The 12,194-nt window shown below is 62.8% G+C and carries 8 protein-coding genes and 1 tRNA gene; 5 read left to right on the top strand and 4 right to left on the bottom strand.

Going from position 1 to position 12,194, the window contains the following annotated elements:
- Positions 1-5 precede the first annotated feature (5 nt).
- From KW838_RS21095 to KW838_RS21115, 5 genes are all read left to right on the top strand, one after another.
- Positions 6-476, top strand: a complete 471-nt coding sequence (locus tag KW838_RS21095; RefSeq protein ID WP_102701390.1) for an SRPBCC domain-containing protein — start codon at positions 6-8, stop codon at positions 474-476.
- Positions 477-541: 65 nt separating this feature from the next.
- Entirely contained in the window at positions 542-1,486 is a 945-nt protein-coding gene (cysD, locus tag KW838_RS21100; protein ID WP_173900840.1) for a sulfate adenylyltransferase subunit CysD, read from the top strand.
- A complete protein-coding gene (cysN, locus tag KW838_RS21105) occupies positions 1,486-3,378 on the top strand; it encodes a sulfate adenylyltransferase subunit CysN (protein WP_218503408.1) in 1,893 nt (630 codons plus the stop codon). Before cysD ends, cysN begins: the two co-directional genes overlap by 1 nt.
- A 152-nt stretch (positions 3,379-3,530) precedes the next feature.
- Positions 3,531-4,703, top strand: a complete 1,173-nt coding sequence (locus tag KW838_RS21110; RefSeq protein WP_218503410.1) for a helix-turn-helix transcriptional regulator — start codon at positions 3,531-3,533, stop codon at positions 4,701-4,703.
- 262 nt (positions 4,704-4,965) lie between these two features.
- A complete protein-coding gene (locus KW838_RS21115; RefSeq protein WP_218503412.1) occupies positions 4,966-6,033 on the top strand; it encodes an alpha/beta fold hydrolase in 1,068 nt (355 codons plus the stop codon).
- A gap of 378 nt (positions 6,034-6,411) precedes the next feature.
- On the opposite strand, the gene KW838_RS21120 is transcribed toward KW838_RS21115, so the two are convergent.
- The 4 genes from KW838_RS21120 to selA all read right to left on the bottom strand — a co-directional run bounded on the left by KW838_RS21120 (position 6,412) and on the right by selA (position 12,184).
- Positions 6,412-7,143, bottom strand: a complete 732-nt coding sequence (locus KW838_RS21120) for a hypothetical protein (protein WP_102701406.1) — start codon at positions 7,141-7,143, stop codon at positions 6,412-6,414.
- Between the two features lie 1,592 nt (positions 7,144-8,735).
- Positions 8,736-8,831 (bottom strand) — tRNA-Sec (locus KW838_RS21125).
- A gap of 18 nt (positions 8,832-8,849) precedes the next feature.
- Positions 8,850-10,757: a selenocysteine-specific translation elongation factor gene (gene selB / locus KW838_RS21130; protein WP_218503414.1), complete on the bottom strand. Its 1,908-nt coding sequence runs from the start codon at positions 10,755-10,757 to the stop codon at positions 8,850-8,852.
- The gene (gene selA / locus KW838_RS21135; RefSeq protein WP_218503417.1) at positions 10,754-12,184 is read right to left on the bottom strand and encodes an L-seryl-tRNA(Sec) selenium transferase; all 1,431 of its coding nucleotides are present in this window, start codon (positions 12,182-12,184) and stop codon (positions 10,754-10,756) included. The genes selB and selA overlap by 4 nt, the downstream gene beginning before the upstream one ends.
- Positions 12,185-12,194 lie beyond the last annotated feature (10 nt).

The raw sequence follows: 12,194 nt of genomic DNA on the forward strand, positions 1-12,194 counted from the left end.
CACCCATGACCGCAGAGAAAAATCTGGTTCGTTCCGTCATCGTGGACATCGCCGCGCCAGCTGAACTGGTCTGGTCGGTACTGATCGACCTGGCGCGTTATCCGCAGTGGAACCCCTATACCGTCAAGGTCGAGTCGAGCCTGCGACTTGGGGAGCCGGTCAACCTGTTCCTGCCCCATCCGGGGCAACCGGGTGAATTGCTGCACGTGATCGAATACCTGGCGGACTTCGAGCCCCACCGACTGCTCGCCTGGGAGATGTATGCCAGTGCCGACAATCCGGACGCTGCCCGCCGCGAACAGCACATCGAGCGCACCGGTCCGGCCAGTTGCCGTTACCACACCACCGACCAGTTCCTCGGTGCGACCGCCGACCAGGTCATGGCCAACCATGGTCCCTGGGTGCAACAGGGCTTCGATGCCGTAGCCCGCGCCCTCAAGGTGCGTGCCGAGACGTTGTACGCGTCCGTCGCGTGACCTTCAGCCGCTGTCGCGTTCTTCGTCCGAGCAGACGAAGAAGCGCCAGCGGCGCTTTACCTACCTTGGAGGTCCGCCGGAGCCAAACCCGGCAGAAATCGAGGAGGTATCCGATGTTGACTCATCTGCAATGGCTGGAAGCGGAAAGCATCCAGATCATCCGCGAAGTGGTCGCCGAGTGTGAAAACCCGGTGATGCTCTATTCCATCGGCAAGGACAGCGCCGTGATGCTGCACCTGGCGATGAAGGCGTTTGCCCCGGGCAAACCGCCCTTCCCCTTGCTGCACGTGGACACCACCTGGAAGTTTCGCGAAATGATCACGTTCCGCGACCAGACGGCATCGCGCCTGGGGCTGGAACTGTTGGTGCACGTCAATCCCGAGGGCGTGGAAAAGGCCATCGATCCTTTTACCCACGGCTCGGCCCTGCATACCGACGTGTGGAAGACCCAAGGGCTGAAGCAGGCCCTGGACCACTATGGATTCGACGCCGCTTTCGGCGGTGCCCGCCGTGATGAAGAGAAGTCGCGGGCCAAGGAACGGGTGTTCTCGCTGCGCTCCGAGCAGCATCGCTGGGACCCGAAACAGCAGCGCCCCGAGCTCTGGCGCTTGTACAACACACGCAAACGCAAGGGCGAAAGCCTGCGGGTATTCCCGTTGTCGAACTGGACCGAGCTGGATATCTGGCAATACATCTACCTCGAACAGATCCCCATCGTGCCGCTGTATTTCGCCAAGGAGCGCCCGGTGGTACAGCGTGACGGCACGCTGATCATGGTCGACGACGAGCGCCTGCCGCTGCGACCGGGAGAAACGCCGCAAATGCGCAAGGTGCGTTTCCGCACGCTTGGCTGCTACCCGCTGACCGGCGCCATCGACAGCGATGCCGACAACCTGCCGGCGATCATCAGCGAAATGCTGGTCAGCCGTACTTCGGAACGCCAGGGTCGACTGATCGACAGCGATTCGGCCGGTTCCATGGAGAAAAAGAAGCAAGAGGGGTATTTCTGATGAGCGCGCTGAACGACACCTTCAATGGCGACCTGACGCCCTATCTGGAGCAGCAACAGAACAAGCAACTGCTGCGCTTCATCACCTGTGGCAGCGTCGACGATGGCAAAAGCACCCTGATCGGCCGCCTGCTTTATGAGTCCAAGGTACTGTTCGAGGACCAGCTTGGCCAACTCGAAGCCGACTCGAAAAAACTCGGCACCCAGGGCGACGAACTGGACTTCGCCCTGTTGGTCGACGGTTTGAGCGCCGAGCGTGAGCAAGGCATCACCATCGATGTCGCCTATCGGTTCTTCGCCACCGACAAGCGCAAGTTCATCGTCGCCGACACCCCCGGCCACGAGCAATACACCCGCAACATGGTCACGGGCGCCTCGACCGCCGACCTCGCGGTGATCCTCATCGATGCCCGCCAGGGCATCCTCACCCAGACCCGCCGGCACAGTTACCTGGTGTCCCTGCTGGGCATCCGCAAGGTCGTGGTCGCCATCAACAAACTGGACCTGGTGGACTATTCCCAAGCGGTGTTCGAACGCATCGAATCCGATTATCGTGCGTTCGCCACGCAGATTGGCCTGCACGACATCCAGTGCATCCCGCTCTCTGCGCTACGCGGCGACAACATGCTGGAAGCCAGCCCGAACACCCCCTGGTACCAGGGACCGACCCTGCTCCAGCATCTGGAAAACGTCCCCCTTGAGCAGGCTCGACAGGTCGAGGCCGCATTCCGCCTGCCCGTGCAATGGGTGAACCGGCCGAACCTCGACTTTCGTGGCTACTGCGGCAACGTCGCCGCGGGCAGCGTCAGCGTGGGGGATCGTATCCGGGTGCTTCCGTCAGGTCATCAGAGCGAGATCACCGGAATCTTCGGCAGCGCCGGGGAACAGCCACAGGCCCTGTGCGGCCAGGCTGTCACGCTGACGCTCAAGGACGAAATCGATATCAGCCGCGGCGACATGATTGTCCTGGCCGACGCACCGGCGGCGGTTGCCGACCAGTTCGAGGCGACGCTGGTGTGGATGGACGAAGAGCCGATGTTGCCCGGGCGTCCTTACCTGATGAAGATCGGCTGCCGCACCGTCAGCATGAGCTGCGCCAGCCTCAAGCACCGGGTCGATGTGAACAGCCTGGAACACCTGGCGGCCAAGACCCTGGAGCTGAACGGTATCGGTGTGTGCAATCTGCACCTTGACCGGCCGATCGCCTTCGATGCTTATACCGATAACCGCGATACGGGCGGATTCATCATTATCGACCGCCTGAGCAACAGGACGGTCGGTGCCGGCATGCTGCACTTCGCCTTGCGCCGCGCACAGAACGTGCACTGGCAGGCCGTCGACGTGAACCGCGAGGCCCATGCGGCGCTCAAGGGGCAGTCGCCGCGAATCCTGTGGTTCACCGGGTTGTCCGGCGCGGGCAAGTCGACCATCGCCAACCTGGTGGAGCGCAAGCTGCATACCCTCGGCCGGCACACTTACCTGCTCGATGGCGACAATGTCCGCCATGGCCTGAATCGCGACCTGGGCTTCACCGAAGCCGACCGGGTGGAGAATATCCGCCGGGTCTCGGAAGTGGCGAAGCTGATGCTCGATGCCGGCCTGATCACCCTGGTGTCGTTCATCTCGCCGTTCCGTGCCGAGCGCGAGATGGCACGCCGCCTGGCAGGAGACGGTAATTTCCTGGAAATTTTCGTCGATGCGCCACTGGCCCTGGCCGAACAGCGCGACCCCAAGGGCCTGTACCAGAAAGCCCGGCGCGGCGAGTTGAAAAACTTCACCGGGATCGACTCACCTTATGAGCCGCCCGTAACGCCGGACATCCATATCGATACCCGCAACGAGTCGGCCGAAACCGCCGCCGAACGTATCGTCGAGGCGCTGCTGGCACTGTAAAAGCCCATGAACTCAGCGCTATGCCGGCATCAACCGGTGTAGCGCTGCCTATCACATGGCCCGACAACCCGCCTAAGCCAAACGGACGATTTTCCCGCCATGGGCGCGATCAATACTCGAACGACAATAACAAGCAGCAGCGAGGCGCATCCATGACCCTCTCTCTTCCGGTCTGCACGGACCTGCAGCCCGATACCGAAATCCCGTCTGCAGAACTCAGTCACTTGCTTGCGCTGGTCTATCAAGGCCCCCTTGAATCCACACCCTGGTCCGGCCTGCTGGAAACCTTGCGTCAGCGATTCGACGCCAGCTTCTTCACCCTGGTGCTACGCAACCCCGACCATGAACGGCCGGGGCTGATCGTCAACGCATCGATTCATGGTCCCCTGTTGCCAGGCGAGCCGTTCTACAGCGAACAGTACTACGCAATCTGCCCTTTCATAGACTGGCCTGTCGAGCAGGTGGCCAGTGCCGATCAGGTACTGGGCACCGATGCCTGGCTGGCCCACGACTTCTACCGCAACTATCTGCAACCCCTGGATCTGCGCCACGTCCTGGTCGCCAACATGCGCACGCCCACGGGTATGCACTGCGCCTTGTTCGCCTGCCGCAACCACGCCAGCCGCGACTTCGATACAACGGAGATAGCCCTGATTCGCCTGCTCCTGCCCCATCTGCAGCAAGCGGTGGATCTGCATTCAGCGGTAGAGCAACTGGACTCCGAACGGCAACTCTATGCCGCGACCATCGACCGGCTGATGGTGGGCACGGCGATCCTCGACGAAGACGGCAGAATGATGCGTTGCAACCGCGCCGCCCAGCGACTGTTCGACAGCCGTGACGGCCTGGAATGCCGACACGACAAGCTCTGTGCCTTCACCAGCCAGCAGAACCGCAATGTCCAGCAAGCCATCCTGGCCGTATTGAAACAACGCCAACGCGGTCTCGACGACATCGAAGTGTTGACCCTGACCCGGCCAAGCGGCGAGATGCCACTCAATTTACTGCTGCGCCCCATCCCCGTGAGCTATCAATCGCGCAACGGCGCACGCCGGCCCGCCGTAGCGGTGTTCATCCGCGACCCGGCGGACTCGCCGCAGGCATCGCGTAACCTGTTGCGCAGCCTGTTCCAGCTGACGCCGACCGAAACCGAAGTGGCCATGCTCGTCATGGACGGGCAAACCCTCGATGAAACAGCCCTGGCCCTCGGGGTTTCACGCAACACGGTGCGCGCCCATTTGCGCGGGGTGTTCGCCAAGACCGGTGCGACCCGCCAGGCTCAACTGGTCAAGACATTGCTCAACAGTGTGGCGTCGCTTGGTTAGTTCAAAGACGGTAGATCCGTATTGACTTTCCCAACGCGAGCCTCGCGAGGCGTACGCTCGGCAAAAAAACCATGTGCGCAGGTCACGGGCTACGCATGACGCCGCTGTGTATCACACTGTGTCAGTGCGACGTCCCGATACACAGACTTTCATCCGGTCGTTGATTGGACACAGGCCGGATACGTTGCCGCGTTTCAATACAAGCAAGGTTTGCAGGGGTTCAGACCGAACCCCGGCCCATGGCTGGTAATGGAGACATCCCATGAAGATGGCACTGCGCAACAGCAACACCGGCAAGACTCGCCGCCACCTGGTCGGCCCATCGATCCTCGCACTCAGCCTGTTCGGTGTGCTCGGCGCAGCCCATGGGCAAACGGCCGCCACCGTGCAGCCGGCTGCGACCCCTGCCCAAACCACTCAGGCGGCGCCCTCGCCGTTCGGCCCGCTCAAGCATGTCAACGCCGGGCTGTTGGACGTGGCGTACGCCGAAACCGGCCCGGCCAACGGACCGGTGGTGATCCTGCTGCACGGCTGGCCGTACGACATTCACAGCTATGACGACGTCGCGCCGCTGCTCGCCGCCAAGGGCTACCGGGTGCTGATGCCCTATGCACGCGGCTATGGCGATACGCATTTCCTCTCCGACCAGACTCTGCGCAATGGCCAGCCGGCTGCTCTGGCCAGTGATGTCATCGACTTCATGGATGCGTTGAAGATCAAGCAAGCAGTGCTCGGTGGTTATGACTGGGGTGCGCGTTCGGCCGACATTGTCTCCGCGCTGTGGCCGGAGCGGGTCAAGGCGCTGGTCTCGGTCAGCGGTTATCTGATCGGCAACCAGGCGGCCGGCAAGAACCCGTTGCCACCCAAGGCGGAACTGCAGTGGTGGTATCAGTTCTACTTTGCCACCGACCGCGGTCGCGCCGGTTACGCAAAAAACACCCACGACTTCGCCAAGCTGATCTGGCAACTGGCTTCGCCGAAATGGGCGTTCGATGACGCCACCTTCGACCGCAGCGCCAAGGCGCTGGACAACCCGGACCATGTCGACATCACCGTGTTCAACTACCGCTGGCGCCTGGGCCTGGTCCAGGGGGAAAGCCGCTACGAAGCGCTGGAGCAGAAGCTGGCCACGGCGCCGTCCATCAGCGTGCCGACCATCACCCTTGAAGGCGATGCCAACGGCGCACCGCACCCGGCCCCCGAAGACTATGCCAAGCGCTTCACCGGCAAATACGAGTTCCGCCTGATCAACGGCGGCATCGGCCACAACCTGCCGCAGGAAGACCCGCAGGCGTTCGCCAAGGCTGTGATCGATGCGGATCATCTTTAACATTGCGGTCTTCTGTAGGAGCTGGCTTGCCAGCGATGGTCGTTAACGATAACGCGGGTGAACTGGATCAACGCGGCGCACTGGAGTCCATCGCCAGCAGGCTGGCTCCTACAGTTTCAGCGTGGGCAGAGCCCCTTGTAGGAGCTGGCCTGCCAGCGATGGTCGTTAACGATTACGCGTGTGACCTGGATGAACGCGGCGCACTTGAGTCCATCGCCAGCAGGCTGGCTCCTACAGTTTTAGCGTGGGCGCCGTCCTTTGTGGGAGCTGGCTTGCCAGCGATGGTCGTTAACGATAACGCGCGTGATCTAGAGGAGCGCGGTGCACTTGAGTCCATCGCCGGCAAGCCGGCTCCTACAGTTCCCTGTCATTCGATCGCTACGAGTAATGGATCTCACTCAAGTCGATCGACACCAGCAACGCCTCCTTGTTGACCTGCCCATCGGCCTTGCGCCGATAGGCTCGCCGCTTGCCCGGCATGTGCAAGCCGTCAGCCTGGACGTAGTCATAAACCAGTTGGGCAGCGGGCATGCCGCCGCTCACATCGACGTTGTAGTCGTGGCGGCGCAGTAGAAAGTCATCGCCGAAGTAGAAGTCCTGGATGGCGCTGTGGGTTGCGATGCTGTCGGGGAAGTGCACCCGCAAATGCCGCCAGAGCTCGGCGCCCTCTTGCAAGGGCTCGATTTCCTCGCTGGTTACGCCCGGCAAGGTGAACAGGAAGGGCATGGTCAGGTAGGACCACATCGCATAGCCGTTGAAGTAGGCCCGGTGCAAGGGGTCCCAGGCTGTGTGCTCCCCATGGCCCTTGAAGGATGCCCGGGGTGCCTGGCGCTCGGCAATCACCTTGCCCGCGGTATTCTCGATGGCGATTCGGTTCGGCGTATAGGCCGTGAATTGCCCCGGTGCACCGAAGGGTGTCACCGAGGCTCTTTGTTCATGCAGCCATGCGGTCATCTGCCGTGGCGCGCTGTCCTGGGTCAACCCTTTCATGCCCCAGAGCGAGCCGCCGGTGACGATCGTGGCGCAGACCTTATTGAAACTGTTCCAGCGCGCCAGGCCGCCATGAGCGGTCAGTATCCGGTCCAGCAGTTCGCGATCCTGGGCAGGCATGATTGCGTCCCCTCCTCGTCCGTTGGCGCTTGCATCACTATCAGAATAATGGATCCCCGGCCGCGTGCTGGACCGGGCCGATGGACAGCCCGGTTGAGACGAGCGCATCGTTGGTCCGGCGTTGTCGGCGATTGACCAGTCTGTAGGAGCGAGCTTGCTCGCGATGGTCTCAAGAGCGCCGCGTTTAGCCAGTAGAAACGCATTATCGTTAACGACCATCGCTGGCAAGCCAGCTCCCACAGAAGACCGCGTCTGTAGGAGCGAGCCTGCTCGCGATGGTCTCGAGAGCGCCGCGTTTACCCAGAAAACAAGCATTATCGTTAACGACCATCGCTGGCAAGCCAGCTCCCACAGAAGACCGCGTCCGTAGGAGCGAGCTTGCTCGCGATGATCTCGAGAGCGCCGCGTTTACCCAGAAAACAAGCGTTATCGTTAGCGACCATCGCTGGCAAGCCAGCTCCCACAGAAGACCGCGCCTGTAGGAGCGAGCTTGCTCGCGATGATCTCGAGAGCGCCGCGTTTACCCAGAAAACAAGCGTTATCGTTAACGACCATCGCTGGCAAGCCAGCTCCCACAGAAGACCGCGTTTGTGGGAGCGAGCTTGCTCGCGATGGTCTCGAGAGCGCCGCGTTTAGCCAGTAAACAAGCGTTATCGTTAACGACCATCGCTGGCAAGCCAGCTCCCACAGAAGACCGCGTCTGTGGGAGCGAGCTTGCTCGCGATGGTCTCGAGAGCGACGCGTTTACCCAGAAAACAAGCGTTATCGTTAACGACCATCGCTGGCAAGCCAGCTCCCACAGAAGACCGCGTCCGTAGGAGCGAGCTTGCTCGCGATGGTCTCGAGAGCGACGCGTTTACCCAGAAAACAAGCGTTATCGTTAACGACCATCGCTGGCAAGCCAGCTCCCACAGCAGACCGCGTTTGTGGGAGCGAGCTTGCTCGCGATGATCTCGAGAGCGCCGTGTTTACCCAGAAAACAAGCGTTATCGTTAACGACCATCGCTGGCAAGCCAGCTCCCACAGCAGACCACGTCTGTAGGAGCGAGCCTGCTCGCGATGGTCTCGAGAGCGACGCGTTTACCCAGAAAACAAGCGTTATCGTTAGCGACCATCGCTGGCAAGCCAGCTCCCACAGAAGGCCGCGCCTGTAGGAGCGAGCTTGCTCGCGATGGTCTCGAGAGCGCCGCGTTTGCCCAGAAAACAAGCGTTATCGTTAACGACCATCGCTGGCAGGCCAGCTCCCACAGAAGACCGCGTCTGTGGGAGCGAGCCTGCTCGCGATGGTCTCGAGAGCGCCGCGTTTACCCAGAAAACAAGCGTTATCGTTAACGACCATCGCTGGCAAGCCAGCTCCCACAGAAGACCGCGTCTGTGGGAGCGAGCTTGCTCGCGATGGTCTCGAGAGCGCCGCATTTGCCCAGAAAACAAGCGTTATCGTTAACGACCATCGCTGGCAAGCCAGCTCCCACAGAAGACCGCGTTTGTGGGAGCGAGCTTGCTCGCGATGATCTCGAGAGCGCCGCGTTTACCCAGTAAACAAGCGTTATCGTTAACGACCATCGCGAGCAAGTTCGCTCCTACAGGTTGTTTGGCGGAAGGCAGCCGGAGTCGAACCTGCCCGGGAACGGATGCCGTCCCCAACCGGGTTTGAAGCCCGGCCGCGCCACCGGGCGCGATTGCCTTCCTTGAATCCTGCCCCTGAATCAGGGCTCATTGCGCTGGGCCAACGCATTGTCCGGGCGGACCTGGCGACGATCGCCAAATCGCCGGGTCAGGCCGATGCGGTCGAAGTACTCCAGTATCTGGATACTGCGCTTGCGCCCCAGGCCCACCGCATCACGAAACGCCGCCACCTGGATCACCGGGTTGGCGTCCGCCAGTTGCAACAGCATAGCCGCCAATCGACGAATCATGCTGTCGGTATAAAACAAGTCGCGCACCACTTGATGCATCAGGCCCAGGCGCGCCATTTTGCGCAGCAATCCGCGCACGGCCGCTTCCTCATGCCCCAGGTCGCGCACCCACGGCGGGTCGAATGCGGCCTGTTCGAACAGCGGCTGCAATTGCAGCCACAGGGCTTCGTCCTCTTCGCTCAAGCGCACCTGATGCCCGGGCAGATGTAACCACGGGCCACTGCTGGCGATGTCGCCGCTGGCCAGCAACTCGTCGAGCAGGCTGATGAATGTCGCGCGATCTTGAGTGCTGCCGACAAATCGGCGCAAGCGATCGCGGTCCGGCCCCATCTGGTCCGGTTCGAGCTGATGAAAGCGTGCGAGGTGTTCCAGCACGGCGGCCTTCAAGGCCTGCCAACGGCTGGCACTGAACAGCAACGCGCCCTGGCGGGTGTCGATCAAGCGTACGTCAGCGGGCAACACCCAACGGCTGCGCGGTCGGTTGAACTGCCGCTCCAGGCGCTGCGGATCGATCCCGGTGTCGCTGTGGGCCAGCAATGCCGGCAAAACATCCTCCAGCCTGGTGCTGCTCGCCAGTGCCACCAGCTGCGCCAAGCGTTCGGGGCTGCGGCGTTGCCGGGTCGGTGCAAACGGATCGAGTACCCGACCGCCACCCAAGGTACGTTGGGCACTCTGGTCGCGCAGGATCAGCCGATCGCCTTTCACCGCGTGCACCGGCGCATTGAGCAGCAGTTGTGCAAACATCCGCCCACCGGGCGCCAGGCTGGCGCCTTCGAGCAAGGCGACTCTGCCGGTGACGTCCTGGGTGCCGAGGTGCACGTGCACCGGTTGAAAGTGTTCGAAGGCCCGGGATTCGCCGGCAAGCAACTGCATGTCGATGTCCAGGCGCTGGGTCGGCGCGTACAGGCCGCCGGCCAGCAACCAGTGACCGCGATGGATGTGCTCCAGGGTCAATCGTTCGGCACTCAGGTTCAACGCCACGCGTTGGCCGGCACAGGCCTGTTCGGCGGCCTGGTTTTGCGCGTGCAGGCCGCGAATGCGCACCGGTTTGCCTTGTGGCCCCCACAGCAAGGTATCGCCCACCGCGACCTGGCCGGACAGCGCCGTACCGGTCACCACGATACCGGCCCCGGCCACGCTGAAGGCCCGATCGATCGCCAGGCGAAAACCACCTTCTGTATTGCGTTGCGACACTTCACGCTGGGCATCGAGCAACGCTTTGCGCAAGGATTCGACGCCCTCGCCGCTCACGCTCGACAGTGCAATCAGCGGCGCATCGGCAAAGGGTCCGGGCGCCAGCAAGGTACGGATCTTCTCACGCACGTCCTGCACCCTGGCGCTGTCGACCCGATCGCACTTGCTGATCGCCACCAGCGCCCGCGGGATGCCGAGCAACTCGACGATCGCCAGGTGCTCGCGGGTCTGCGGCATCACCCCGTCATCGGCGGCCACCACCAGCAACACCAGATCGATGCCCTGCGCCCCGGCCAGCATGTTGTGGGTGAAGCGCTCATGGCCGGGAACGTCGATGAAACCGGTCAGTGGTGCCTCCGGCTCCAGCGCGGCATACAGGTAGCCGAGGTCGATGGTCATGCCGCGCTCACGCTCCTCCCGGCGCCGGTCGCCCGCCTGCCCCGTCAGCGCCTGGAGCAGCGCCGTCTTGCCATGGTCGATGTGTCCTGCGGTGCCGACAATCACCCTGCCCGGCCCTCCACGTGCAATTGATCGAGCTGCGTCAGCCAGGCCGGCTCGTCGTCCAGTTGCCGCAGGTCCAGCCACAGGGCGTCATCGTCAATGCGCCCGAGCACCGCGATCGGCAAGGCGCGAAAGGCCTCCTCCAGATTCAGCAAGGATCGCCCGCGCAAACGCTTCGAGGTGAGTGGGCGAATACACAGCGCCGCGCTGGCCAGCCGCGCCACCGGCTGGCTGCCGCTGCCGATCATGCCCAGTGACGGCATGGCGCTGACGCTCCAGCCGTCACCCAGCACGCGGGCCAGCGCCGGTTGCAAGCGCTCAGCCTGGGCGAGGATATCGGCCTGTGGCCGGGTCAACAGGCGCAGGCTTGGCAGACGCTCGGCCAGTCGGTCCGGATTTCGGTATAGACCCAGCACTGCTTCCAGGGCCGCCAGGGTCATTTTGTCGACCCGCAGCGCACGCTTGAGGGGGTTTTTCTTGATCCTGGCGATCAGGTCCTTGCGACCGACAATCAGCCCGGCTTGCGGGCCGCCGAGCAGTTTGTCGCCACTGAAGGTCACGATGTCCGCGCCATCCAGCAGCGCCTGGCGCACCGTCGGTTCGGCGGGCAGCCCCCAGCGGGTCAAGTCCAGCAGGCTGCCGCTGCCGAGGTCTTCGAGCAGTGGCAAGCCGTGCCGGTGGGCCAGTTGCGCCAGTTCGGCGGTCGGCACGCTCGTGGTGAAGCCTTGAATGCTGTAGTTGCTCGCGTGCACCCGCATGATCAAACCGCTGCGCGGGCCGATGGCGGCCTCGTAGTCGCGGGCATGGGTGCGGTTGGTGGTGCCGACCTCGACGAGCTTCACCCCGGCGCGGGCCATGATGTCGGGAATGCGGAAGGCGCCGCCGATTTCAATCAGTTCGCCCCGGGAAATAATCCCTTCCTTGCGCGCCCCCAGGCTGTTGAGGGTCAGCAGGACCGCTGCGGCATTGTTGTTGACCACGGTCACCGCTTCGGCGCCGGTCAGCTCGCGGATCAAGCCTTCGATCAGGTCGTCGCGATCGCCGCGCTTGCCACTGCGCAGGTCAAATTCCAGATTGAGCGGATAACGCGCGGCCATTTGCACCGCCTCGATCGCTTCTTCGGGCAACAACGCCCGCCCGAGGTTGGTATGCAGCACCGTGCCGGTGAGGTTGAACACCCGCCGCACATGGCTGCGATGCTGGATCGCCAATCGCTCGCCGACCCTGCCTGCCAGCACTTCGGCGCTGACTTCTACAGGTTCGAGCAATCCCTGCCGTACCCCTTCGCGCAATTCATCCAGCAACAGCCGCAAGGCACCCAGCAAGGCGTCGCGTCCATGGCGCTCGGCCAACGGCCGGCACGCCGGGTGACGCAACAGACTGTCAATGGAAGGTAGACGCAGGGATTGGCTGGCACCGCGTGCAGACATCTGGCACTCC

The organism is Pseudomonas sp. PDM27 (assembly GCF_019219205.1).
Lineage (GTDB): Bacteria > Pseudomonadota > Gammaproteobacteria > Pseudomonadales > Pseudomonadaceae > Aquipseudomonas > Aquipseudomonas laurylsulfatiphila.